The organism is Pseudomonas sp. PLMAX (genome assembly GCF_046042685.1).
GTDB classification, from domain to species: Bacteria; Pseudomonadota; Gammaproteobacteria; order Pseudomonadales; family Pseudomonadaceae; genus Aquipseudomonas; species Aquipseudomonas putida_AE.
In genome coordinates this window covers 6,297,501-6,321,369 of record NZ_CP064949.1, presented here as the reverse complement: position 1 = coordinate 6,321,369, position 23,869 = coordinate 6,297,501, and the positions used below count along the sequence as shown (strand labels likewise).

The following is a 23,869-nucleotide window of genomic DNA, read 5'->3' as shown; positions in this document are numbered from 1 at the left end:
CTCATTCAGGCGCTGTGGAAACTACTGCGAGTAACGCGCGTGATTCTTCGTTGAATACAGGCGCACGGTCTTTTGTCGTGCTTTTAAGGCCTGGATTGCGCCCTTGATGCCGTGGTGACGGCAGCGGGACGCCTATAGTCGTGAGGAGAACGTGGGAAGTCAATTGCGTGTGTTACCGCATTGTTACGCCCGCGGTGTTACCGGGGTGACTGATGCGTTTCAGCAAATGCCAACATCAAAAGATCGCAGCCTTCGGCAGCTCCTACAGGTCATCACCGTCCTGTAGGAGCTGCCGAAGGCTGCGATCTTTTGGTGCAACTCAGTCTACCGGCAGGCGTTCCAGCCCGACGAACGGGCAGGCAGCGAGCAAGTCGGCGAGTGTGCGGCCATCGGCCAGGCGCAGGTCGGCGGGCGCCAGTTCGGCCAGGGGATACAGGACGAAGGCCCGCTCCTGCATATGGTAATGCGGGACTTTCAAGCGAGGTTCGTCGATCAGGCGGTCGCCGAACAGCAGGATGTCCAGGTCCAGCGTACGCGGCCCCCAGCGCTCAAGCCGCTCGCGGCCCTGGCCGGTTTCGATGGACTGCAAGGCGTCCAGCAGCTCAAGCGGTGCCAGAGCGCTGTCGAGCGCGGCCACTGCGTTGGTATAACGCGGCTGGCCGGGCAGCAACGAGTCGCTTTGATAGAAGGCAGAAACCCCGACCAGTTGCGAGTGCGGCAACTGAGCCAGCGCCTCGATGGCGCTGCGCAGTTGTTCGGCGGGGTCAGCGAGGTTGCTGCCCATGCCGATGTAGATGCGTTCCATGGATTACTCGCCCGTGGTGCTCGAAGCGTCCGCTGAGCGCTTGCGCTTGGAGCCGCCGCTGCGGCGACGTTTGCGTGGGCCGCCGGTGCCGTCGTCCTTGCCGCTGAGGTCGCGAATCATGTCGCGGCGCTCGCTGTCATTGGCATCCTGATAGTCGGTCCACCATTCGCCCAGGCCATCGGTCTGCTCGCCCGCGCTTTCGCGCAGCAGCAGGAAGTCGTAGCCGGCGCGGAAGCGCGGATTGTCCAGCAGCAGGTCGGCGCGTTTGCCGCTGCGCCGTGGCAGGCGCTCCTGCATGTCCCAGATCTCGCGGATCGGCATGGTGAAGCGTTTCGGGATCGCAATGCGCTGGCACTGCTCGGCAATCAGTTCGTGAGCGGCTTCCTGCATCGCCGGGATCGGCGGCATGCCACGATCCTGCAGGCGCAATACGCGCGCCGGCAGAGCGGGCCAAAGCAGGGCGGCAAACAGGAACGCCGGGGTGACCGGCTTGTTCTGCTTGATGCGCAGGTCGGTGTTGATCAGGGCTTCGCTGATCAGGGTGTGGGTGTAGGTCGGGTTGTATTCCAATGCCTCGGCACTGGCCGGGAACAGTGGATCGAACAATTGCAGGTCGACCAGCATTTCAAAAGTGTCGGCCGCGTGGCCGGACAGGAACAGCTTGAGTACTTCTTCGAACAAGCGGGCCGACGGGATCTCGCGCAGCATGGGCGCGAGGTCGCGGATGGGCGCGGCACTGTGTTTTTCGATGCCGAAATTCAGCTTGGCGGCAAACCGCACGGCGCGCAGCATCCGCACCGGGTCTTCCTGGTAACGCTGCTTGGGGTCGCCAATCAAGCGGATCAGTTGGTTGCGAATGTCGTGCACGCCGTTGGCGTAATCGAGAATGCGTTCGCTGACCGGATCGTAATACAGGGCATTGATGGTGAAGTCGCGGCGTTGCGCGTCTTCTTCCAGGGTGCCGTAGACGTTATCGCGCAGGATGCGCCCGCTTTCGTTACGCGAGGATTGATTTTGATCTTCCTCTTCGTCGTTCTGCGGGTGGTTGGCGCGGAAGGTCGCGACTTCGATGATTTCGCGGCCAAAGTGGATATGCACCAGTTTGAACCGGCGGCCAATGATCCGAGCATTACGGAATTCGGCGCGTACCTGTTCAGGGGTGGCGCTGGTGGCGACGTCGAAATCTTTCGGCGTGATGCCGAGCAGCATGTCACGCACACAGCCGCCGACCAGATAGGCCTGGTAACCGGCGCCCTGCAGGCGTTCGACGATGTTCACCGCGTAACGGCTGAATTGCCCCTTTTGCAGCGAATGTTGGCCGCTATTGAGCACTTCAGGCGTGCTGCGGATGTGTTGCGTACGACGCACGGGAGTACGGAATGACTGGAACAGCTTCTTCAGCATGGGATGCACTGTTTGAAGGAATGTTCGGCCAAAACGAAGAATGACCGCATGATGGGCGGGGATTCTAGCATTTAGTCGAGGGATGGTGTAGGACACAGCAGATTTGAGGTGTAGGAGCGAGGCGGGGCGGGCGAATCGCAGAAACTACAAGGGGAGCCGAAGCTCCCCAAGAAGTAGTTGCATGCTCATTTTTGTTATTGGTTTCGGGCTTCTTGTTTTTGTTGAGTGCCCTCGCCATGAAGCTTTCCTTCATGACACTCCCAATCGGGAGCCAAGAGCAAACGGATTGCTTTGGTCGCTGTGCTGCAGTGATCTTGCGATCCAACCAGTTCAGGCTCTGTCTTAAGACAGTTTTTTGTTGTTCTCGGCCTGGTCGTGGGGCATGCCCCAAATACAACGCCTCTCCAAAAGAATCAGTTAGCTGCGCCTCTCGCCGTCTTGTTTTTATTGTGCGTGAGTCGATACGTCTTATTTTTATTGTCTTGTGCATTGCTTGTTATTGTTCTTGTACCAAACATATAGCAGGGTGCGTGCCAACTTTTGCGAACCCCAGTAAAACAAGGGGTTAGGCGGTTCGAGGGGGTAAATGGGGGCGAAAAAAAGCCGGGGCTTCGTTACCGTAAGCCCCGGCTTCTGTTACGTGAAAAACCTGAGGTAACAGTTTTTTCACAAAATCATGTGTTACCCGCACATGAGACAGGTGGGGTTCAGCTTTCGCTGGCCACCCCGGTTTTGCGCCGCGGGATACCCAGGCGCTGACGGCGTTCCCACAGGCATTTGCGACTGACCCCGAGTTTGCGCGCCAGCTCGGTCTCGGTCATGTGGTCCTGATGCTCGAGCACGAAGTGCTGGAAGTAGTCTTCCAGGGACAGGTCTTCGGTCGGCTCATGATTGTTGTTACCGGCGTTGCCGTTGCCCTGTTGTGGGGGCAGGCCGATGAATTCGTCGTCTTCCAGGTCACCCAGTTCGATGTCGATGCCCAGCAGCTCGGCGGAAATCTCGGGGCTCTCGCTCAGGATGACCGCGCGCTCTACCGCGTTTTCCAGCTCACGAACGTTACCCGGCCACGAGTAGTGACGAATGGCTTGCTCGGCGTCCGCGGCGAACTTGAGGTCGGTACGGTTGATCCGCGCGCTTTGCCGCGCCAGGAAGGCGTTGGCGATTTCATTGACGTCCGCGCCACGTTCGCGCAGGGCCGGCAGTTTCAGGGCGATCACGTGGAGGCGGTAATACAGGTCTTCACGGAACTGGCCGATCTTTGCCAGGCTCTTGAGGTCTCGGTGAGTCGCGGCGATCAGGCGCACATCGACCTTTTGCGACTGGACCGAGCCCACTCGACGAATTTCACCTTCCTGCAACACACGCAGCAGGCGCGCCTGGGCTTCCAGTGGCAGCTCACCGATTTCATCGAGGAACAAGGTGCCGCCGTCCGCCGCTTCCACCAGGCCGGCACGTCCGGCGCTGGCGCCGGTGAACGCGCCCTTCTCGTGGCCGAACAGTTCGGACTCGATCAGGCTTTCCGGAATGGCCGCGCAGTTCACCGAGATCATCGGCGCCTTGGCCCGCTTGGAGAGGTTGTGCAGGGCTCGCGCCACCAGTTCCTTACCGGTACCGGACTCGCCCTGGATCAGGACATTGGAGTCAGTCGGCGCGACTTTGCGGATCTTGCCATACAGGTCCTGCATCGGTGGGCACGAGCCGATGATGCCGATTTCACCGTTGCTGTTGTCGGTGCCGGGCTTGGCCGCGCCATTGCCGGCTTTGGCGGCAACCGGTTCGCTGCTGGCTTGCGCCGATTGCCGGTCACGCAGGATGCGCGCGACGGCCTGGAGCATTTCGTCGTGATCGAAAGGCTTGGCGATGTAGTCCACCGCGCCCATCTTCATCGAGTCCACTGCCGAGCGCAGGCTGGCGTAGCTGGTCATGATCAGCACCGGCGTGCCCTGGCCCAGCTTGATCAACTCGGTGCCCGGCGCGCCCGGCAGGCGCAGGTCACTGACGATCAGGTCGAACGTGGGAATGGTGAAGCGTTCTTGTGCTTCCTGCACTGAACCGGCTTCGCTGACCTGGTACTGGTTGCGTTCCAGCAGGCGGCGCAAGGCGGAGCGGATAATGGTTTCGTCTTCGACGATCAAAATGTGCGGCATTGATTCGATACTCTCGACGGTCTCAGTTCACAGCGGACGTCGCTTCGACATGACGCGGTAAAGTCACCCGGATCCGGGTGCCGCGTTGGCTCTGTACATCAGCCGGGCTGTCGATGGTGATTTGTCCATAATGCTCTTCAACGATGGAATAGACCAGTGCAAGGCCCAGACCGGTACCTTCACCCGGGTCCTTGGTGGTGAAGAAGGGTTCGAACAATCGGTCCATGATGCTCTTTGGAATTCCGCTGCCTTCGTCTTCCACGATCAGGTCGACCGTGTGTTCGCCGGCTTCGCTTTTTACCCGCACCGCGCTGCCCGCAGGCGAAGCGTCGCGGGCGTTCGAGAGCAGGTTGATCAAGACCTGGGCGAGCCGCTGCGGGTCGCCTTCGACCCAGTGGTCGGGGTCGCACAGGTTGTAGAACTGCACTTCGAAATTGCGCCGGTTCAGGGCCAGCAGGCCGATGGCGTCCTGGGCCACTTCCGCCAGACAGACGGGCTCGTCGCTGTGCTGGTGGCTGCCGGCATGGGCGAAGCTCATCAACGACTGCACGATACGCGACACGCGCTTGGTCTGTTCGAGGATCTGCCCGCTGATTTCCTTGAGCTCGCCGTCTTCCTCGCGCTCTTCGCGCAGGTTCTGCGCCAGGCAGGCGATGCCGGTGATCGGGTTGCCGATTTCATGGGCGACGCCCGCGGCCAGGCGACCGATGCTGGCCAGGCGCTCGGAATGCACCAGTTTGTCTTCGAGCATCTGGGTTTCGGTCAGGTCTTCCACCAGCAACACCAGGCCACTGTTGCCCGGTGCGAGCGGTTCATCGATCGCCGCTTTGTGCAGGTTCAGCCAGCGAGTCTGGCCGTCGAGGGCCAGGTGCTGTTTGTGCAAGTGCTCATCCGGAACGTTAATGAAGCCTTGCAGCAGCGCTTTCCACGGATCGGCAATGGTGCTCAGGCGCGAACCGACCACGCGCTGCGCGGCGATCCCGGTCAGTTCCTCCATGGCTTTGTTCCACATGAGGATTTCCTGGTCCTTGGCCAGCGAGCAGACGCCCATCGGCAACTCTTGCAGGGTCTGGCGGTGATAACGGCGCAGGGCATCGAGTTCGGCGGCCAGGCCGGTCAGGCGCGAGTGGTAGTCCTCGAGGCGGCTTTCGATGAAGTGGATGTCTTCGGTGACATAGTTTTCGCCGCCGGCCTTGTAGGGCAGGAAGGTCTCGACCATGTCCTGGGCCACGCTCGGCCCCATCAGGCCTGAGAGGTTGGCTTCGATGCGGTCGCGCAGGCGGCGCAAGGCGTACGGCCGTCGTTCGTCGAAGGGCAGGTAAAGATCGCGCAGGGCCTGCTCGACCTCCTTCTGCGCGGCCTTGGCACCCAGCGGTTTAGCCAGCTGGGTGGCGAATTCCTGGGGCGAGGCGGCGTGCAGTTCGCGGCGTTGCGGGCGGCGCACGTTGTCCACGGCGCAGGCTTCGGCGGCGCTGGCTTCTTCGGTGCTGGCATTGGTGAACAGCGAAATCAGGGTGAACATCAGCACGTTGGCGGCCAGGGAGGCGATCGCGGCCATGTGCCAACTGGTGTCGTCGAGCACGTAGATCATGTTCAGCAACGGGATATAGAAGCCCTGCAGGTTGCCGACCAGCGGTAGCAACATGGTCACCAGCCACACCAGGATCCCCGCCAGCAGCCCGGCAATGAAGCCGCGACGGTTGGCGGTCGGCCAATACAGCACCGACAGCACGCCAGGCAGGAACTGCAGCGTGGCCACGAAGGCGACGATGCCGAGGTTGGCCAGGTCCTGCTCGGCACCCAGCAGCAGGTAGAAACCGTAGCCGGCCATGATGATGGCGACGATCAGGGCCCGACGGGTCCACTTCAGCCAGCGGTAGATGTTGCCTTCGGCTGGTGGCTGGTAAAGCGGCAGCACCAGGTGGTTCAGGGCCATGCCGGACAGGGCCAGGGTGGTGACGATGATCAGGCCGCTGGCGGCGGACAGGCCACCGACATAGGCCAGCAGTGCCAGGGCCTTGCTGTTGGCCGCGATGCCGATACCCAGGGTGAAATATTCCGGGTTGGTGGTGGCGCCGAGCTTCAGGCCGGCCCAGAGAATCAGCGGTACCGCCAGGCTCATCAGCAACAGGAACAGCGGCAGGCCCCAGCTGGCGCTGACCAGCGAGCGCGGATTGAGGTTTTCGGTGAAGGTCATGTGGTACATGTGCGGCATGACGATCGCCGAGGCGAAGAACACCAGCAGCAGCGTGCGCCAAGGGCCTTCCTGCAGCGGCGTGTGCAGCGCGGCGAGGGCGGTCTGGTTTTGCAGCAGCCACAGTTCCAGCTGTTGCGGGCCGTCGAACACGCCATACAGCGCATAGAGGCCGACGCCGCCGAGAGCGATCAATTTGATCACCGACTCGAAGGCAATCGCGAACACCAGGCCTTCATGTTTTTCCCGGGTGGCGATGTGCCGCGAGCCGAAGAAAATCGTGAACAGCGTGATCAGGGCGCAGAAACTCAGTGCCACGCGATGCTGGACCGGCTCGCGGGTGAGGATGCCGATGGAGTCGGCGACCGCCTGGATCTGCAGCGCCAGCAGGGGCAGTACCCCGACCAGCATGAAAATCGTGGTCAGCGCGCCGGCCCAGGTGCTGCGAAAGCGGAACGCGAACAGATCGGCCAGGGACGACAGCTGATAGGTGCGGGTGATCTTCAGGATCGGATACAGCAACACCGGCGCCAGCAGGAATGCGCCGGAAACGCCCAGGTAGCTGGACAGGAAGCCGTAGCCATACTGATAGGCCAGGCCCACGGTGCCATAAAAGGCCCAGGCACTGGCATAGACCCCCAGCGACAAGGTGTAGGTCAGTGGATGGCGAATGATCGCCCGGGGGATCATGCCCCGTTCGCTGACCCAGGCCACGCCGAACAGCACCGCCAGGTACGCGGCGCTGATCAGGATCATCTGGGTCAGGCTAAAGCTCATCGGCATCTTTTTGGCTCTGCAGGATGAAGGTCACGACGATCAGGATCAGCCAGAGCAGATAAGGGCGATACCAGGCGCCAGTGGCGTCGATCCACCAATCCATGATGGCCGGGGAAAACAGATAAATCCCCACTACCAGGAGCAGGACCAAGCGATAGATGTACATCCCGGCCTCTCTTTTTTATGCGCGTGCCCGAAAACGTGCGGCGATGGTAACGGATGGGCGCGCCACTGCAAGTAAGATCACTGTAGCTGCGCCTCGGGCAGGCTCAGTGTGCGCGGGATCAGCAGGGCATCCCAGTGGGTTATGCCCCAGTCCAGCACTTCCCGTGGCGTGGCGTAGGCCAGTTCGGCGCCGGGTTTCTGCCCCAGTGCGCGCAGGGCCCGCAGCAACAAGGGGGTGGCCTGGTCTTCGCTCAAGGGCGGTGAGCGGTAGGACTTGCCGAGCTTGTTACCATCGGGCTGGGTAATCAGCGGGATGTGCAGGTAGCGCGGCTGGCGCAGGCCGAGCAGTTCCTGCAGGTAGAGCTGGCGCGGCGTCGAGTCCAGCAGGTCGGCACCGCGGACGACGTCGGTGATGCCTTGCCAGGCATCGTCCAGGACCACCGCCAGTTGATACGCGTACAGCCCGTCGCGGCGGCGAATCACGAAATCGCCGACATCCCGGCCCAGGTGCTGGTGGAACTCGCCCTGCACCCGGTCGATGAAGTGATAATCCAGTTCAGGCACGCGAATACGAATGGCGGCGTCTTCCGTGCCGTGTCCGGCATTGCGGCACAGCCCCGGATAAATGCCGTGGTACGGCTCCAGCTGTTTGCGCGAGCAGGTGCAGGCGTAGGCCAGACCCTGGCTGAACAGGCGATTGAGCACTTCGGCATAGGCCTCGTGGCGGTCGCTCTGGCGGACCATCTCACCATCCCACTCGAAACCGTAGCTCTCCAGAGCCTTGAGGATCGCCGCCTGGGCGCCGGGCTCTTCGCGGGGCGGGTCGAGGTCTTCCATGCGCATCAGCCAGCGGCCACCCACCGAGCGGGCGTCGAGGTAGGAGGCCAATGCGGCGACCAGCGAACCGAAATGCAGGTGGCCACTGGGCGTGGGGGCAAAACGCCCGATGTAGGTAGAGGCGGCGATGGCAGTCATAAGGGCAATATTACTTTTTCCAGGCTTGCGCCAACCACCCTGTGGGAGCGGGCTTGCTCGCGAAGAGGCCATCAGCCTCATCATCAATATAGGCTGATGCACCGCTTTCGTCGGAACGCCGCCCGGAGCAAGCCCACTCCCACAGGGTTTCCTGCCGAAGCAAATATCAGAAACAAAAACGGAGCGTTCGCACGCTCCGTTCTTCGTTCAAGCCGCGATTATTTGCCGACTTGCTTTTCCTTGATTTCCGCCAGTGTCTTGCAGTCGATGCACAAGTCAGCGGTAGGACGGGCCTCAAGGCGCTTGACGCCGATCTCGATGCCGCAGGATTCACACCAGCCGTACTCTTCGTCTTCGATCAGCTGCAGCGTCTTGTCGATCTTCTTGATCAACTTGCGCTCACGATCGCGGGCTCGAAGCTCGAGAGCGAACTCTTCTTCCTGGCTGGCACGGTCTGCCGGGTCCGGGAAGTTGGCCGCTTCGTCCTTCATGTGGTCCACAGTCTTGTCGACACCTTCCATCAGCTCTTTTTTCCACTGATTCAGAACCTTGGTGAAGTGCTTGCGCATGGGCTCGCCCATGTACTCTTCGCCAGCTTTCTGAACATAGGGCTCGAAGCCGCTGATCGTCTGATTCGCTTGTTGCTTTGCTTGGGTGGACATGAAATAGACCGCCTCTACTCTTGTAATCCATCTGCGCAGGATTGCTCCATCACCGGCACCTGCCGGCCCTGCGGCTGCAAGCGGGCGAACTTACCAGATCAAATCAGACCGCGCTACTCCCGGATGTCGAGGGCGCAGCCCGCGGTGCTGGCAAATGCTGGCAAAGTGTTGCCTGGTGGCTCTGGAACCCGGCTCAATTAATGATTTTAGTCAAACCTGGGGCACTCGCTCAGTTCGTTTGTGGCCCGGGTCATATGGCCTCTGACCGCTTTAGGTTCTCGCTCGTTCCTGCGCTTGGGTAGAATCGATTCTTTTCCCTGTTGAAGGAAGGCCAATGGCTCAGTCCTACAGTGCCCGCAGTCGCGCGATCGAACCATTTCATGTCATGGCGTTGCTGGCGCGGGCCAATGAATTGCAGGCTGCCGGTCACGATGTGATCCACCTGGAAATCGGCGAACCGGACTTCACCACCGCCGAGCCGATCATCCGCGCCGGGCAGGCCGCGCTGGAAGGGGGCAAGACGCGCTACACCGCCGCCCGTGGCATTCCCGAGCTGCGTGAGGCCATTTCGGCCTTTTATCAGCAGCGTTATGGCTTGAACATCGACCCGCGCCGCATTCTCATCACCCCCGGTGGTTCCGGTGCGCTGCTGCTGGCCAGTGCCTTGCTGGTCGATCCAGGCAAACACTGGCTGCTGGCCGACCCGGGTTACCCGTGCAACCGGCACTTCCTGCGACTGGTGGAAGGCGCCGCGCAGCTGGTCCCGGTCGGACCGGAGGTGCGTTATCAACTGACACCGGACCTGATCGCCCGGCATTGGGATCACGACAGCGTTGGCGCGCTGGTGGCTTCCCCGGCCAATCCGACCGGCACCATCCTCACCCGCGACGAGCTGGCGGGCCTGTCCCAGGCCATCAAGCAGCGCCACGGCCACTTGGTAGTGGACGAGATTTACCATGGCCTGACATACGGCACCGATGCGGCCAGCGTGCTGGAAGTCGACGACAGTGCCTTTGTCCTGAATAGTTTTTCCAAGTATTTCGGCATGACCGGCTGGCGCCTGGGCTGGCTGGTAGCGCCGGACGCGGCGGTGGGCGAGCTGGAAAAACTCGCGCAAAACCTCTACATCAGCGCGCCAAGCATGGCCCAGCACGCGGCGCTGGCCTGTTTCGAGCCGGCCACCATTGCAATCCTGGAAGAGCGACGCGCCGAATTCGGACGTCGCCGGGATTTCCTCCTGCCTGCCCTGAGAGATCTCGGTTTCGGGATCGCCGTTGAGCCGGAAGGCGCGTTCTACTTGTACGCCGATATCAGCAAGTTCGGCGGCGATGCCTTCGCGTTCTGCCGTCACTTCCTCGAAACCGAACATGTCGCCATCACCCCCGGGCTGGACTTCGGTCGTTATCAAGCCGGGCACCACGTACGGTTTGCCTACACCCAAAACCTCGAACGCTTGCAGGAAGCGGTGGAGCGTATCGGTCGTGGCCTGCGGAGCTGGCAAGGCTGATGCGTTTTCATCCTCCCCTCGAAGAAGGTCGGCTGATTCGCCGCTACAAACGTTTTCTCGCCGACATCGAAACCGTCGATGGCGAATTGCTGACCATTCACTGCCCCAATACCGGCTCGATGCTCAATTGCCAGGTCGAAGGCGGGCAGGTCTGGTTCAGCCGCTCCAATGACCCCAAGCGCAAGCTGCCCGGCACCTGGGAAGTCGGCGAGACCCCGCACGGGCGCTTGTTCTGCGTGAACACGGGGCGGGCCAATGGCCTGGTCGAAGAGGCGCTGCGGGCGGGCGTGATCACCGAGTTGAACGGTTTCACCGAGCTGAAGCGTGAAGTCGCCTACGGCCAGGAAAGCAGTCGCATCGATTTCCGCCTCGATTACCCAAGCGGACCAGCGTATGTGGAAGTCAAAAGCGTCACCCTGGGCTATGACGGCACGCTCGTGGCGGCGTTTCCCGATGCAGTAACCCAGCGCGGCGCCAAGCATTTGCGCGAATTGGCGCATCTGGCCCGGGACGGGATTCGCGCGGTGCAGTTGTATTGCGTCAATCTCAGTGGCATCGAGGCCGTGCGTCCCGCAGAAGAGATCGACTCAGCCTACGCCCAGGCCTTACGCGAGGCCGTGGCGTGCGGAGTTGAAGTGCTGGCCTACGGCGTACGCCTGAGCCATGAGGAGATGGTGGTGGACCGGCGTCTGCAGGTGTTGCTCGGCGGTTAGAGGCTGACCCAGATGCCCTGCGCGTCTTCGCGGCAATCGACACGGGTCAACGATTGTCCTGCGCAAGGGCCGGCGACACATTCGCCGTCCTCGATCAGGAACAGGGCGCCATGGGTGGCGCACTGGATCAGGCTGTTGCTGGGGTCGAGGAACTGGTCGGGGGTCCATTCCAGTCCGACGCCACGGTGCGGGCAGCGGTTGATATAGACGTAGACCTGGCCACCCCGGCGCACGGCGAACAGCCTCTGGCCGTCAATGTCGAAACCGCGGCTGCTGGCATCGGCCAGCTCGAGGCCGGTACAGAGAAATTTCATGCTGATCCTCAAATGGCGCAACTGCCCGGTGCGAGCAGGGCTCAGGTGCTCAGGATACTTGGCGCAGCGCCGGATGACTTTTCCACAGGCAAAAAAAGACCCGGCAAGAGCCGGGTCAAATAACCGTGATTAGCCTGATGAGGAGATAATCTGAGAGTCCGAACCAAGGGCTTTTCAGAAGATCGACCAGTCTCGCGACCAGTTGTGATAATCATATCGATTCTCATTACCAAGTCAACAGGTGATTTTCCATTTCTTCGATTCGTGTCGCACGCTCGTTCCAGGTCCTTGTATTCATTGAGGTCTGCCTGTCGTTTTCAGTGCCATCAGTTGTGTAACTTGTTTATTCAGCAGGTCGATACGGCGGGCCATGCTCTCGATCAGGCAGCTGGCAATCTTCGGATTGCTCTGGGTGAGGCTCAGGAACTGGTCCTTGGGAATACGCATTATGGTGCTTGGTTCGCTGGCGATGACCGTAGCACTGCGTTTCTCGCCGGTAAACACCGCCATGGCGCCGAAAATCTCGTCCTTGGGTACATCGCCCACTTTGAATCCATCGACAAATGCTTCGGCGTGACCCTCGATGATCACGAACACATGGTCCGCCTCATCGCCCTGATGGATCAGCGTTTCACCGCCGGCGACGCGCTGGAAGCCGTTGGTGGCGCGAAATTCCGGTTGCTTGAGGCGCGCTACGGCATCGGACAGCAGGGCCGTCTGGCCCGCCATGTATTGCAGGAACAGTTCCGAGCGGGACGGGTCGGCGTAGATGTGCTGGAACACCTGCGATCGAAGGTAGGGCGTCAGCGCCAGGGGCGTCTTGCTGCACAGGCGACAGCGCGGCAACCCCGCGTCCTGGCGCAGGCCGATCAGGTCGCCCTGGCGCAGATAGAACAGCGCGCGATCATCGATGCATCCGTGCAATCGACCGCTGTCCAGCATGTACAACTGGTCGCTGGGTAGCGCCGCGGCGAGGTCGTCGATGGCAGGAAACTCGACGGCGGGCCCACTCGGTGCCAACCCCTGCAACAGGCGGGCAGGGAGATTTTGCAGTCGATTGATCAGTGTTTCGGCGTAAGCCGGTTGTTCCCCGAGTAAGTACATGGCGAGCGGTACTCGTTCAATTCTTGTGGCGTGACGAGATGGCTTCGAGTTGTTTGTTCAAGGCTTCCTTGCGTTCGGCGGGAATGTCGTTCCAGTGCACGTCCATCAACGCGCCTTCGATTGCGTACAACAACACCTTGGACGCCCGAAACCCGCGCGTGCGCACGGCCCGATAGGCATCCACCGCCCCCAGGCGACGCAAGTCCGAGGCGCTGTGGATGCCCACGGCATGCAGCCACTGCGCCGACGTCTTGCCAAGATTCTTCAGGTGTTGCAGTTCATCATTCATCAAGCCTCCTTGCGATGGCCGAATGGTGCGTGGGCAAGCTTCTGAGGAGTGTAGCCATCAGTAGGAAAAGCGTGATTGTTTGCTCGTTTTTGACGCAAACGCTTCTAAGAGGGTGCAGGCGCGAGTGCTTCGAAAAGCTGCGAAGAGGAGGGTAAGGATGATAAAAACGATAGAATTTCAGGCGAAAAAGCACGCAGTCAAGCGCGAAGCGAGGGCGCTGGACTTGTCAATTCAGACGGGCGATCAGCGGGTGCGATAACGCAGGCGCGTACCGAAGTTCATCGACATCAGGATTTCGTCGGCGCTCAGTTCCACCGGGAAGTAGGCGCCGGAAATCTGCGCGTGGGCGAGGCTCGCCCCTTCAAGCGATGCATTGCGAAAATCGATGCCGCGCAAATCGGCGGAGCGGAAATAGGCGTCGGTGAAGTCGATGCCGTCGGCGTTCAGTTCGCGCAGGTCCAGGCCGCGGAAATCACCACCGACCATGTCGATAGGCCCTTGCTCGGGGCGCTCTTTATTGAAGCCCGCGATGTCGTCTTTGTGCAGCAAGGCGTAGAGCGGGGTGTCGAGCAGTCTCGGTTGGCTCATTTTGCGTCACCTGTTGGATTCATGACGCCAGTGTAGTGCCACTATCTAAAAGCCGCGAAGCCGGGGCAGGCTTCACGGCCCAAAGGTTTGCTTACAGTCCCGGCAGGCGCTGGCGAATCTGTTCCACCACCGTGTCGAGGGTGCCGCTTTCATTGGTCTGTACGCGCTTGCTGCAGAGAATTTCTGCAGGCGTCAGCGCTTCACGGCTGGCTTGCTGGGCTTCGATCACGGCCAGGGTAGCGTCGGACGGATCCTTCTTGTCGACCTGGCGCAGGGCCAGCCAGCTCTCGATCACTGCTTGCGGTGCATTGCAGTCTAGGATCAGGAACGGTGCGCCGGTTGCCTCGGCCACTTTCGCCGCGCTGTCGCGCTGCGCATGCTTGAGGTAAGTGGCGTCGACCACCACCGGGAACCCGGCGTGCAGGATCACTGCGGCAATGTCGTGCAGGCGCTGGTAGGTCGCGGCGCTGGCGTCGGCACTATAAATGCCGGCCTGCAGGTCATTGGCCACGGTTTGCTCGCCGAACAGACGCTTGCGTTCCACATCGGAGCGCAGGCGAATCGCCCCCAGTGCTTCAACCAGGCGCATCGCCACGTGGCTTTTGCCCACGGCGGACACACCATGGGTGATGGCCATGAATCGCGAAGGGATGGTGCTGTAGCTTTCCGCCAGGTTGGCGTAGTTGCGGTATTGGCGCAGTGTCGTGGCGCGCTGTACCGGGGTCGCCTCGGCCGGCATGCTGAACAGGCTGACCTTGGCGCGAACCAGGGCGCGGTAGGCTTTATAGAAGTTGAGCAGTTCCAGGCCCTGGTAATCGCCGGTCAGCTCCAGGTACTGGCTGATGAATCGGCGTGCCAGGCACTTCAGGCCGCGGTCTTCGAGGTCCATCGCCAGGAACGCGGTGTCGGCGTACACGTCGGTGAAGCGGAACGGTTCGTTGAATTCGATGCAGTCGAAGATCACGACCTGGCCGTCAATCACCGTAGCGTTGCCCAAGTGGATATCACCGTGGCATTCGCGAATGAAACCCTCGGCCTTGCGCTGGCTGAACAGTGGCTTGAGGCGTTCGAAGCTGCTGTCGGCCCAGGCCTGCAGGGCGTCCAGTTGCAGCAGGTCGGCCTTGTCGCTGAGGAAGGGGCGAATCTGCTCGAAGTTTTGCCGCACAGGGGCCATGACACTGTCCGGGGTCCCGGCTTCGTGTTCTGCCGGCACGCGCGGTGCGTCAAGGTGGAAACGGGCGATCTGGTCAGCCATCTGGTCGACGTGCGCGGGCGTCAATTCGCCGTTGGCTTGCAGCGTGCTGAGCAAACCGTCCTGGCCAAACTGGCGCATTTTCAGGGCGTACTCGATGGCCGGGCCTTCGCCGCCCAGTTGCGGTGCTTCGGCGCTACCGGTAATCGGCAGCACTTCGAGATAAAGATCCTGGGTCAGGCGCTGGTTCAGGCGCAGCTCTTCAGCGCAGAAATGCCCGCGAGCCTCGAGGGTGGTGAAGTCGAGGAAACCGAAGTTCATCGGCTTCTTCACTTTATAAGCAAAGGGGCCGGTAAGCACGACCCAGGAAATGTGGGTCTCGATGACCTTGAATCCATCTACAGGATGCGGGTAGAGGGCCTTGTTTTGCAGGGCGGCGATCAGGGACTGGCTCACAGGCGATCCTTAAGAGTCGGAAAAAATTCAGGTCGTCATTATGGCGTCTAGCCAGCCTAACGCAAACTTGCGGGCCTCCTGTTGAGTATGAATAAAGTGCGTATAATCCGCCGCCATGACTCGTACTCGATCCCCCCGTACCCCAAAAAAACCACCCTCCAGAGGCCTGCGGCCCTGGCTGGGCTGGGCCCTTAAACTCAGCCTGGTCGGCCTCGTGGTGCTGGCCGGGTTCGCCGTGTACCTCGATGCCATCGTGCAGGAGAAGTTCTCCGGCAAGCGCTGGACCATTCCGGCCAAGGTCTACGCGCGCCCGCTCGAGCTGTTCGTCGGACAAAAGTTGAGCAGGGACGATTTTCTCACCGAGCTCGATGCCTTGGGCTATCGCCGTGAAAGCGTGGCCAACGGTCCGGGCGCGGCGTCGGTCAACGGCAATACCGTCGATCTGAATACCCGTGGCTTCCAGTTCTATGAGGGTATGGAGCAAGCGCAGCCGGTGCGTGTGCGCTTCTCGGGTGATTACGTGGCCGAGCTGTCGTCGACCAAAGGCTCGAAGTTGTCAGTGGTGCGCCTGGAGCCGCTGCTGATCGGCGGCCTGTACCCGAAAAACCTCGAAGACCGGATCCTGATCAAGATCGACCAGGTGCCGCCGTATCTGCTCGAAACCCTGGTCGCTGTCGAGGACCGTGATTTCTATCACCACTTTGGTGTTTCGCCGAAGTCGATCGCCCGTGCGATCTGGGTCAACGGTTCGTCGGGCCGCATGCGCCAGGGTGGCAGTACCCTGACTCAACAGCTGGTCAAGAACTTCTACCTGACCAACGAGCGCAGCCTGAGCCGTAAGCTGACCGAAGCGATGATGGCGCTGCTGCTCGAACTGCACTACGACAAGCGTGAAATCCTCGAGGCTTACCTCAACGAGGTGTTTGTCGGCCAGGACGGTCAACGCGCGGTGCACGGTTTCGGGTTGGCCAGCCAGTTCTTCTTCAGTCAGCCTCTGGCCGAGCTCAAGCTGCATCAGGTGGCCTTGCTGGTCGGCATGGTCAAGGGGCCATCCTCCTACAACCCGCGCCGCTATCCGGAGCGTGCACTCGAGCGGCGTAACCTGGTGCTCGATGTGCTGCAGGAGCAGGGCGTTGCCACGGCCGAGCAAGTCGAAGCGGCGAAGAAAATGCCGCTGGGCGTGACCAAGCGCGGCAGTCTGGCGGACAGCTCGTTCCCTGGCTTCCTGGACCTGGTCAAGCGCCAGCTGCGCGAAGATTACCGCGACGAAGACTTGACCGAGGAGGGGCTGCGGATCTTTACCAGCTTCGATCCGATCCTGCAGATGAAAGCCGAAGCGTCGGTCAATGACACCTTCAAGCGCCTCTCCGGCCGCAAGGGTTCGGATGATGTCGAGGCGGCCATGGTCGTGACCAACCCGGAAACCGGTGAGGTGCAGGCGATGATCGGCAGTCGCCAGGCCAGCTTCGCCGGGTTCAACCGGGCGCTGGACGCGGTGCGGCCGATCGGCTCGTTGATCAAGCCGGCGGTTTATCTGACGGCGCTGGAAAAACCCAGCCAGTACACATTGACCAGTTGGCTGTCGGATGAGTCCTTCTCGGTCAAGGGCGCGGACGGCCAGGTCTGGAAACCACAGAACTACGATCGCCGCTCCCACGGCACGGTTTTCCTTTATCAAGGGCTGGCGCACTCCTACAACCTGTCGACCGCGCGCCTGGGCCTGGCCGTGGGCGTGCCGAATGTCCTCAAGACACTCGGACGCCTGGGTGTCAGCCGCGAGTTCCCGGCCTTCCCGTCGATGTTGCTGGGTGCCGGCGGCATGACCCCGATCGAAGTGGCAACCATGTACCAGACGCTCGCCAACGGTGGTTTCAATACGCCAATGCGCGGGATTCGCAGTGTATTGACGGCTGAAGGCGAGCCGCTCAAGCGCTATCCGTTCCAGATCCAGCAGCGTTTCGACCCGGCGTCGATCTACCTGATCCAGAGCGCGATGCAGCGGGTCATGCGCGAGGGTACCGGCAGCTCGGTTTACAACGTGTTACCAAAGACTTTGACCCTGGCCGGCAAGACCGGGACCAGTAACGACTCGCGGGACAGTTGGTTCGCCGGGTTCAGTCAGGACTTGCTGGCGGTGGTCTGGTTGGGGCGCGACGATAACGGCAAGACCCCGTTCACCGGTGCCACCGGTGCGTTGCAGGTCTGGACCAGCTTCATGCGCAAGGCCGACCCGTTGCCGCTGGACATGCCGCAGCCGGATAATATCGTTCAGGCCTGGGTCGATTCGCGCACCGGACAAGGTTCCGACGCCGGTTGCCCGGGCGCCGTGCAGATGCCGTATATTCGCGGCAGCGAACCGCCTCCCGGTGCCGCTTGCGGTGGCGAAAGCCCTTCCGGCGAAACGGTGATGGATTGGGTCAAGGGCTGGATGAATTAAGCAAAGAGGGTTTCAAGTGAACAAGTGGTTGATTCCAGCGGTTACTGCCGTGGCTTTGCTCAGCGGTTGCTCCACGGTGCAGCGCGGCTCGATTCCGGTGGAGGACTCCGGCACCAGGGTTTCCAACAGCGAGCGCGTATCGGCGAACGGCGGATACCGTCAGACAACGGTGCAACGTCCTGTGCAATCCAGGCCTCAGGAGATTCCACAAGGCGATACCGGTGTGGTCGTGATGGTGCCGGGTGGTGGTGCGGTGGCGTCGGCACCGATCAGCACTGGTCCAATTACTCCGGGGCCCATTACTCCAGGGCCAATAACGCCAGGCCCGATCGACACGTCGCCGGTGCAGTCCGCACCGGTCAATCAGGGCAGCTACAGCATGCCTTCGACGCCGAGCGGTATTCCGTCGGCCAGTAGCTCCGGTGGCCTGTCCGCCGACGAGCAACTGGACGGTCCGGTACTGGCCCTGTTGACCACCGCTCAGCAACAACAGGCCAGTGGCGACCTCAATGGCGCTTCTTCAATCCTCGAACGTGCCCAGCGTGTGGCCCCGCGTGAGCCGCAAGTGCTGTATCGCCTGGCACAAGTGCGCATGGCCCAAGGCGATGCGCCACAGGCCGAGCAATTTGCCCGCCGTGGCCTGACCTTCGCCAACGGCCGTCCGGCACTTCAAGCCAGCCTGTGGGAGCTGATCGCCCAAGCGCGTGAGAAGCAGGGCGACTCTTCGGGCGCAGCGCTGGCTCGTCAAAAAGCCAAGGTAACGTCGTAATGGATGCACGCTTTCTCAAAATCGCCGATCAGCTGCTGCTGATCGAGCGTGAATTGCGCGTGCAAGGGTGGTGGGACGAAGCTCCACCCTCCGCTGAAGCGCTGTCCAGTGTTGAGCCGTTTTCGGTCGATACACTGGACTTCGAGCAGTGGCTGCAATGGATCTTCCTGCCGCGCATGAAGATGATCCTCGAGCAGGACCTGCCATTGCCGAATGCATCTGGCATCCAGGAAATGGCGGAAATGGTCTTTGCCGGACGCAATGTCCAGGGCAGGGATCGCCAGCTGCAGGTGTTGCTCAAAGAGTTCGATCACCTGATCACTGCCTCCCGCTAACCCCGCCCCATCGTCTGAACCTGTGGGGCCTGCGGGAACCTGTAGGAGCTGTCTCGTGAAACGAGGCTGCGATCTTTTCAAAGATCAAAAGATCGCAGCCTCGTTCCACGAGACAGCTCCTACATGCAGTTATCGGCAATCTGTTTCTGCGTTTCGCCGATGCGCTCCTGGCGTTGCGTGTCATCAAGGCGTCGCATCTGGCCATCCACTTGCTCTCTCAAACGCGGATTATTCTGCAACTGCGCCAGGTTGGTTCGTGCCTGTTCGCAGAAAGCCCTCAATTGATTCTGTTGCTCGGCCACCTGCTGCTTCACCGACTTGTCGATCGCCTGTTGGTCACCAATGGCGCCGCTGTGCGCGGCGGCGCCCGATTTGCCAGAGGGGGAGGCGGGCGTGACGAGGGTCGTGGCTGGCTGATCCCTGGGCGGTTGCGCATCGAAATGGGTAACGCCCTGGGCGTCGACCCACTGGTAAATTTGCGCGGCCAGGGACAGCGGGCTGAGGGCGGCCATCAGGCCGGCGATGAAGAAGTGCGTACGCATGCCAATTCCTAGTCAAAAGTTGCGCAATTGAAGCTAACACACTGGGGGTTTACAGGTTTTTTCTTGCGTTCTCATGTGGTTAGTAGAATAAACCTCATAGACGACTTGACTTGCAGGGGACGAAACAGAAGAATCCAAAGTCCGCTGTAGAGGGACTGCCAGAAGCAGACCCGCTCGGCAGATCATGAGGCGCACATCCGCGCCGACCTGTTACACCCGCAACGCGTTACCTCGCGCTGGGTGGGAAAGGCCCGCAACACTTGGGACGATCCCAATACTTGCTCAGTCAGTGCTGACGTAGTCGGCGACCACCGTCGCTCATGCTCTGCTGAGAAGTAAACCTATTAAGACCCGTCCCTTTTGTGGGCGGTATTCTGGCGTTTTAGAGGTGAACAACGTGGAGCTTTTATCTGGCGGTGAGATGCTCGTCCGCTTTTTGCGTGACGAAGGCGTCAAATATATCTACGGGTACCCGGGTGGTGCTCTTCTTCATGTCTATGATGCCCTGTTCAAAGAACCGGAAGTGACCCACATCCTGGTTCGTCACGAGCAGGCCGCGACCCATATGGCTGACGGCTACGCCCGTGCCACCGGTAAAGCCGGCGTGGTACTGGTGACTTCCGGCCCGGGCGCGACCAACGCCATCACCGGTATCGCCACGGCCTACATGGACTCCATTCCGATGGTGGTGATTTCCGGCCAGGTGCCGAGCACCATGGTCGGTACCGACGCCTTCCAGGAAACCGACATGATCGGTATCTCCCGGCCGATCGTGAAACACAGCTTCATGATCAAGCACGCGTCGGAAATCCCGGAAGTCATGAAGAAAGCCTTCTACCTGGCGCAATCCGGTCGTCCTGGTCCTGTCGTTGTCGATATCCCGAAAGACATGACCAACCCTGCCGAGAAGTTCGAATACATCTTCCCGAAAAAAGCCAAGCTGCGCTCCTACAGCCCGGCCGTTCGCGGCCACTCGGGGCAAATCCGCAAGGCGGCAGAAATGCTCCTGGCGGCCAAGCGTCCCGTGATGTATTCGGGCGGTGGCGTGATTCTCGGCAACGGCTCCGCACCGCTGACCGAGCTGGCGAAAATGCTCAACCTGCCAGTGACCAATACCCTGATGGGCCTGGGCGGTTTCCCTGGCACCGACCGTCAGTTCATCGGCATGCTGGGCATGCACGGCAGCTACACCGCCAACCTGGCGATGCACCATGCTGACGTGATCCTGGCCGTCGGCGCACGGTTCGACGACCGCGTCATCAACGGCGCATCGAAGTTCTGCCCGAACGCCAAGATCATTCACATCGACATCGACCCGGCTTCGATCTCCAAGACCATCAAGGCCGATGTGCCTATCGTGGGTCCGGTCGAGAGCGTCCTGACCGAAATGGTCGCGATCCTCAAGGAAATCGGCGAGACCCCGAACAAGGAGTCCGTTGCCAGCTGGTGGAAGCAGATCGACGAGTGGCGCGGTGACCGCGGCCTGTTCCCTTATGACAAGGGCGACGGCAGTGTCATCAAGCCGCAAGCGGTGATCGAGACCCTGTGCGAAGTGACCAAGGGCGATGCCTTTGTGGCTTCCGACGTGGGTCAGCACCAGATGTTCGCCGCGCAGTACTACAAGTTCAACAAGCCGAACCGCTGGATCAACTCCGGTGGCCTGGGCACCATGGGCTTCGGTTTCCCGGCGGCCATGGGTATCAAGTTGAGCTTTCCGGATGACGACGTCGCCTGCGTAACGGGCGAGGGCAGCATCCAGATGAACATTCAGGAACTGTCGACCTGCCTGCAATACGGTCTGCCGGTAAAAATCGTCATCCTGAACAACGGTGTGCTGGGCATGGTTCGCCAGTGGCAGGACATGAGCTACGGCAGCCGCCACTCTCATTCCTACATGGAATCGCTGCCTGATTTCGTCAAGCTGGCAGAGGCCTACGGCCACGTCGGCGTGCGCATTACCGATTCGAAAGATTTGAAGTCGAAGATGGAAGAGGCGTTCGCCATGAAAGATCGCCTGGTGGTGATCGATATTTCGGTCGACACCAGCGAGCACGTCTACCCGATGCAGATCAAAGACGGCTCCATGCGCGATATGTGGCTGAGCAAGACGGAGCGTACTTAATCATGCGGCACATTATTTCCTTGCTTCTGGAAAACGAACCTGGCGCTTTGTCTCGTGTAGTCGGCCTGTTCTCGCAGCGCAACTACAACATCGAAAGCCTGACCGTGGCGCCAACCGAAGACCCGACCCTGTCGCGTCTGACGCTGACCACCGTGGGTCACGATGAAGTCATCGAGCAGATCACCAAGAACCTGAACAAGCTGATCGAAGTGGTCAAATTGGTCGACCTGTCGGAAAGTGCTCACATCGAGCGCGAACTGATGCTGGTCAAGGTCAAGGCCACCGGCGCCCAGCGCGCCGAGATCAAGCGCACCACCGATATTTACCGTGGACAGATCGTCGATGTCAGTGCCAGCGTGTATACCGTTCAATTGACCGGTACCAGCGACAAGCTCGACAGCTTCATCCAGTCCATTGGCACCGCCTCGATCCTGGAGACCGTCCGCAGTGGCGTCACCGGTATCGCCCGCGGCGACAAAGTACTCAGCATCTAAACCAAATTAGCGAATGGCCTGAACGGCCTGATATAGGGGAAATTCATGAAAGTTTTCTACGATAAAGACTGCGACCTGTCGATCATCCAGGGCAAGAAAGTTGCCATCATCGGTTACGGTTCCCAGGGCCACGCTCAAGCGTGCAACCTGAAAGACTCCGGTGTTGACGTGACTGTTGGCCTGCGCAAAGGCTCGGCCACCGTTGCCAAGGCTGAAGCCCACGGCCTGAAAGTGACTGACGTTGCTTCCGCCGTTGCTGCTGCCGACCTTGTCATGATCCTGACCCCGGACGAGTTCCAGTCCTCCCTGTACAAGAACGAAATCGAGCCGAACATCAAGAAAGGCGCCACCCTGGCCTTCTCCCACGGCTTCGCGATCCACTACAACCAGGTAGTGCCACGCGCTGACCTCGACGTGATCATGATCGCGCCGAAGGCGCCAGGCCACACCGTGCGTTCCGAGTTCGTCAAAGGCGGCGGTATCCCTGACCTGATCGCGATCTACCAGGACGCTTCGGGCAACGCTAAAAACGTAGCACTGTCCTACGCAGCTGGCGTGGGTGGCGGTCGTACCGGCATCATCGAAACCACTTTCAAGGACGAGACCGAAACCGACCTGTTCGGCGAACAAGCCGTTCTGTGCGGCGGTACCGTTGAACTGGTAAAAGCCGGTTTCGAAACCCTGGTTGAAGCTGGCTACGCGCCGGAAATGGCCTACTTCGAGTGCCTGCACGAACTGAAGCTGATCGTTGACCTCATGTACGAAGGCGGTATCGCCAACATGAACTACTCGATCTCCAACAACGCCGAGTACGGCGAGTACGTGACCGGCCCGGAAGTCATCAACGCCGAATCCCGTCAGGCCATGCGCAACGCCCTGAAACGTATTCAGGACGGCGAATACGCCAAGATGTTCATCAGCGAAGGCGCTACCGGCTATCCTTCGATGACCGCCAAGCGTCGTAACAACGCCGCGCACGGTATCGAAGTCATCGGCGAGCAACTGCGCTCCATGATGCCGTGGATCGGTGCCAACAAGATCGTCGACAAAGCCAAGAACTAAGTCGAGCTCTTGTACGAAAAACGCGGCTTAGGCCGCGTTTTTTCGTTTGGGGGGCTGGTTCTGGTATAAAGCTGCATCGTTTGCGGTCGAACCGTCGTCCCAGACACCTGTCGAAACTTTCCACCCCGTTGCAAGGTAATGTCCATGAGCGAACGTCCCGAAGAGCCAAACCAGGCCTCTGACGCCGAAAGCCTGCTGCCCATCGATGAACATGTCGAAGAAGGGCATGACGCTGAAGGCCGTAAAGTCCGGCATCGTGGTATCTATCTTCTGCCGAATCTGTTTACCACGGCGAACCTGTTCGCCGGTTTCTATTCCATCATCAACTCGATGAGTGCCCAGGCTGCCTTGAGCGCCGGCGACTCGATCGGTGCGAGCAAGTATTTCGCCTTTGCCGCCATCGCGATTTTCGTGGCCATGGTGCTCGACGGCCTCGACGGTCGCGTTGCGCGCATGACCAATACCCAGAGCGCCTTTGGTGCCGAGTACGACTCACTGTCGGACATGGTCGCCTTTGGTGTGGCACCGGCATTGCTCGCCTTCGGCTGGGCCCTGGGCGACATGGGCAAGGTTGGCTGGATGGTCGCCTTCATCTATGTAGCGGGCGCGGCGTTGCGCCTGGCGCGTTTCAATACCCAGGTCGGTACCGCCGACAAGCGCTATTTCATCGGTCTGGCCAGCCCGGCCGCAGCCGGTGTGGTGGCGGGGATAGTCTGGGCGTTCAGCGATTACGGCATCCAGGGTTCGAAGATGTCCTTCCTGGTGGCGCTGTTGGTTGCGGCGGCCGGCATGCTGATGGTCAGCAACATCAAGTAC

22 protein-coding genes (1 of these 22 running past the window's edge) are annotated in these 23,869 nt (G+C 60.6%); 9 read left to right on the top strand and 13 right to left on the bottom strand.

Annotated features, from left to right (window positions below; genetic code table 11):
- Positions 1-319: 319 nt before the first annotated feature.
- The 7 genes from folK to dksA form a co-directional block, all read right to left on the bottom strand.
- A complete protein-coding gene (folK, locus tag DKB71_RS28740) occupies positions 320-805 on the bottom strand; it encodes a 2-amino-4-hydroxy-6-hydroxymethyldihydropteridine diphosphokinase (RefSeq protein WP_408598890.1) in 486 nt (161 codons plus the stop codon).
- 3 nt (positions 806-808) lie between these two features.
- Complete coding sequence (locus DKB71_RS28735) at positions 809-2,209, bottom strand: polynucleotide adenylyltransferase PcnB (RefSeq protein ID WP_274074582.1); 1,401 nt, start codon at positions 2,207-2,209, stop codon at positions 809-811.
- A 707-nt stretch (positions 2,210-2,916) separates the two neighbouring features.
- Positions 2,917-4,356 carry a sigma-54 dependent transcriptional regulator gene (locus DKB71_RS28730; protein ID WP_274074583.1) on the bottom strand — a complete coding sequence of 480 codons (1,440 nt, stop codon included), beginning with the start codon at positions 4,354-4,356 and terminating at the stop codon, positions 2,917-2,919.
- Between the two features lie 22 nt (positions 4,357-4,378).
- Positions 4,379-7,333 (bottom strand): sensor histidine kinase, encoded by a 2,955-nt coding sequence (locus tag DKB71_RS28725; protein WP_274074584.1) that lies wholly within the window; start codon positions 7,331-7,333, stop codon positions 4,379-4,381.
- On the bottom strand, positions 7,317-7,493 hold the full coding sequence (locus DKB71_RS28720; RefSeq protein WP_003176118.1) for a hypothetical protein: 177 nt from the start codon (positions 7,491-7,493) through the stop codon (positions 7,317-7,319). The genes DKB71_RS28725 and DKB71_RS28720 overlap by 17 nt, the downstream gene beginning before the upstream one ends.
- 77 nt (positions 7,494-7,570) lie before the next feature.
- Complete coding sequence (gene gluQRS / locus DKB71_RS28715; RefSeq protein ID WP_408598887.1) at positions 7,571-8,467, bottom strand: tRNA glutamyl-Q(34) synthetase GluQRS; 897 nt, start codon at positions 8,465-8,467, stop codon at positions 7,571-7,573.
- Positions 8,468-8,685: 218 nt separating this feature from the next.
- Entirely contained in the window at positions 8,686-9,129 is a 444-nt protein-coding gene (gene dksA / locus DKB71_RS28710; RefSeq protein ID WP_046815673.1) for an RNA polymerase-binding protein DksA, read from the bottom strand.
- Positions 9,130-9,463: 334 nt separating this feature from the next.
- On the opposite strand from dksA, the gene DKB71_RS28705 reads away from it, so the two are divergent.
- Both DKB71_RS28705 and sfsA read left to right on the top strand, forming a co-directional pair.
- Positions 9,464-10,636, top strand: a complete 1,173-nt coding sequence (locus DKB71_RS28705; protein ID WP_274074586.1) for a pyridoxal phosphate-dependent aminotransferase — start codon at positions 9,464-9,466, stop codon at positions 10,634-10,636.
- Entirely contained in the window at positions 10,636-11,349 is a 714-nt protein-coding gene (gene sfsA / locus DKB71_RS28700; protein WP_408598884.1) for a DNA/RNA nuclease SfsA, read from the top strand. The genes DKB71_RS28705 and sfsA overlap by 1 nt, the downstream gene beginning before the upstream one ends.
- Here the strand turns inward: sfsA and DKB71_RS28695 are convergent.
- The 5 genes from DKB71_RS28695 to DKB71_RS28675 all read right to left on the bottom strand — a co-directional run bounded on the left by DKB71_RS28695 (position 11,346) and on the right by DKB71_RS28675 (position 15,292).
- Entirely contained in the window at positions 11,346-11,663 is a 318-nt protein-coding gene (locus DKB71_RS28695) for a Rieske (2Fe-2S) protein (protein ID WP_408598882.1), read from the bottom strand. The two genes, sfsA and DKB71_RS28695, sit on opposite strands and share 4 nt — an antisense overlap.
- Before the next feature lie 294 nt (positions 11,664-11,957).
- Positions 11,958-12,767 (bottom strand): Crp/Fnr family transcriptional regulator, encoded by an 810-nt coding sequence (locus DKB71_RS28690; protein WP_408598880.1) that lies wholly within the window; start codon positions 12,765-12,767, stop codon positions 11,958-11,960.
- A gap of 16 nt (positions 12,768-12,783) precedes the next feature.
- Complete coding sequence (locus tag DKB71_RS28685) at positions 12,784-13,056, bottom strand: TfoX/Sxy family protein (RefSeq protein ID WP_007971093.1); 273 nt, start codon at positions 13,054-13,056, stop codon at positions 12,784-12,786.
- Positions 13,057-13,299: 243 nt separating this feature from the next.
- A complete protein-coding gene (locus DKB71_RS28680; protein WP_408598878.1) occupies positions 13,300-13,644 on the bottom strand; it encodes a pentapeptide repeat-containing protein in 345 nt (114 codons plus the stop codon).
- 91 nt (positions 13,645-13,735) lie between these two features.
- Positions 13,736-15,292 (bottom strand): bifunctional aminoglycoside phosphotransferase/ATP-binding protein, encoded by a 1,557-nt coding sequence (locus DKB71_RS28675; RefSeq protein WP_274074591.1) that lies wholly within the window; start codon positions 15,290-15,292, stop codon positions 13,736-13,738.
- A gap of 115 nt (positions 15,293-15,407) precedes the next feature.
- Between DKB71_RS28675 and mrcB the strand changes: the two genes are divergently transcribed.
- From mrcB to DKB71_RS28660, 3 genes are read left to right on the top strand one after another with little or no spacing between them, the layout of a single operon-like run.
- Entirely contained in the window at positions 15,408-17,729 is a 2,322-nt protein-coding gene (gene mrcB / locus DKB71_RS28670) for a penicillin-binding protein 1B (RefSeq protein ID WP_274074592.1), read from the top strand.
- A 16-nt stretch (positions 17,730-17,745) separates the two neighbouring features.
- The gene (locus tag DKB71_RS28665; RefSeq protein WP_408598875.1) at positions 17,746-18,498 is read left to right on the top strand and encodes a tetratricopeptide repeat protein; all 753 of its coding nucleotides are present in this window, start codon (positions 17,746-17,748) and stop codon (positions 18,496-18,498) included.
- Positions 18,498-18,833 (top strand): YqcC family protein, encoded by a 336-nt coding sequence (locus DKB71_RS28660; protein WP_408598873.1) that lies wholly within the window; start codon positions 18,498-18,500, stop codon positions 18,831-18,833. The genes DKB71_RS28665 and DKB71_RS28660 overlap by 1 nt, the downstream gene beginning before the upstream one ends.
- Positions 18,834-18,952: 119 nt before the next feature.
- Here the strand turns inward: DKB71_RS28660 and DKB71_RS28655 are convergent, their stop codons facing one another.
- Complete coding sequence (locus DKB71_RS28655; protein ID WP_408598871.1) at positions 18,953-19,375, bottom strand: DUF4124 domain-containing protein; 423 nt, start codon at positions 19,373-19,375, stop codon at positions 18,953-18,955.
- Between the two features lie 397 nt (positions 19,376-19,772).
- Between DKB71_RS28655 and DKB71_RS28650 the strand changes: the two genes are divergently transcribed.
- The 4 genes from DKB71_RS28650 to pssA form a co-directional block, all read left to right on the top strand.
- Positions 19,773-21,497: an acetolactate synthase 3 large subunit gene (locus tag DKB71_RS28650; RefSeq protein ID WP_274074595.1), complete on the top strand. Its 1,725-nt coding sequence runs from the start codon at positions 19,773-19,775 to the stop codon at positions 21,495-21,497.
- A gap of 2 nt (positions 21,498-21,499) precedes the next feature.
- The gene (gene ilvN, locus DKB71_RS28645; protein ID WP_003176102.1) at positions 21,500-21,991 is read left to right on the top strand and encodes an acetolactate synthase small subunit; all 492 of its coding nucleotides are present in this window, start codon (positions 21,500-21,502) and stop codon (positions 21,989-21,991) included.
- Positions 21,992-22,036: 45 nt separating this feature from the next.
- A complete protein-coding gene (ilvC, locus tag DKB71_RS28640) occupies positions 22,037-23,053 on the top strand; it encodes a ketol-acid reductoisomerase (RefSeq protein WP_007909969.1) in 1,017 nt (338 codons plus the stop codon).
- Between the two features lie 144 nt (positions 23,054-23,197).
- Positions 23,198-23,869: the 5' portion of a CDP-diacylglycerol--serine O-phosphatidyltransferase gene (pssA, locus tag DKB71_RS28635; RefSeq protein WP_274074596.1), read on the top strand. 186 nt of this gene lie beyond the right edge of the window; 672 of the gene's 858 nt are visible here — the first part of the coding sequence; it begins with the start codon at positions 23,198-23,200; its stop codon lies off the right edge, out of view.

Coding starts and splice junctions, on each gene's coding strand:
- gluQRS (WP_408598887.1), bottom strand. CDS start 8,467: ATGACTGCCATCGCCGCCTCTACCTACATCGGGCGTTTTGCCCCCACG.
- dksA (WP_046815673.1), bottom strand. CDS start 9,129: ATGTCCACCCAAGCAAAGCAACAAGCGAATCAGACGATCAGCGGCTTC.
- mrcB (WP_274074592.1), top strand. CDS start 15,408: ATGACTCGTACTCGATCCCCCCGTACCCCAAAAAAACCACCCTCCAGA.
- folK (WP_408598890.1), bottom strand. CDS start 805: ATGGAACGCATCTACATCGGCATGGGCAGCAACCTCGCTGACCCCGCC.
- ilvC (WP_007909969.1), top strand. CDS start 22,037: ATGAAAGTTTTCTACGATAAAGACTGCGACCTGTCGATCATCCAGGGC.
- DKB71_RS28695 (WP_408598882.1), bottom strand. CDS start 11,663: ATGAAATTTCTCTGTACCGGCCTCGAGCTGGCCGATGCCAGCAGCCGC.
- DKB71_RS28685 (WP_007971093.1), bottom strand. CDS start 13,056: ATGAATGATGAACTGCAACACCTGAAGAATCTTGGCAAGACGTCGGCG.
- DKB71_RS28680 (WP_408598878.1), bottom strand. CDS start 13,644: ATGAGCCAACCGAGACTGCTCGACACCCCGCTCTACGCCTTGCTGCAC.
- DKB71_RS28690 (WP_408598880.1), bottom strand. CDS start 12,767: ATGTACTTACTCGGGGAACAACCGGCTTACGCCGAAACACTGATCAAT.
- DKB71_RS28660 (WP_408598873.1), top strand. CDS start 18,498: ATGGATGCACGCTTTCTCAAAATCGCCGATCAGCTGCTGCTGATCGAG.
- DKB71_RS28705 (WP_274074586.1), top strand. CDS start 9,464: ATGGCTCAGTCCTACAGTGCCCGCAGTCGCGCGATCGAACCATTTCAT.
- DKB71_RS28655 (WP_408598871.1), bottom strand. CDS start 19,375: ATGCGTACGCACTTCTTCATCGCCGGCCTGATGGCCGCCCTCAGCCCG.
- sfsA (WP_408598884.1), top strand. CDS start 10,636: ATGCGTTTTCATCCTCCCCTCGAAGAAGGTCGGCTGATTCGCCGCTAC.
- DKB71_RS28720 (WP_003176118.1), bottom strand. CDS start 7,493: ATGTACATCTATCGCTTGGTCCTGCTCCTGGTAGTGGGGATTTATCTG.
- DKB71_RS28735 (WP_274074582.1), bottom strand. CDS start 2,209: ATGCTGAAGAAGCTGTTCCAGTCATTCCGTACTCCCGTGCGTCGTACG.
- DKB71_RS28730 (WP_274074583.1), bottom strand. CDS start 4,356: ATGCCGCACATTTTGATCGTCGAAGACGAAACCATTATCCGCTCCGCC.
- DKB71_RS28725 (WP_274074584.1), bottom strand. CDS start 7,333: ATGCCGATGAGCTTTAGCCTGACCCAGATGATCCTGATCAGCGCCGCG.
- ilvN (WP_003176102.1), top strand. CDS start 21,500: ATGCGGCACATTATTTCCTTGCTTCTGGAAAACGAACCTGGCGCTTTG.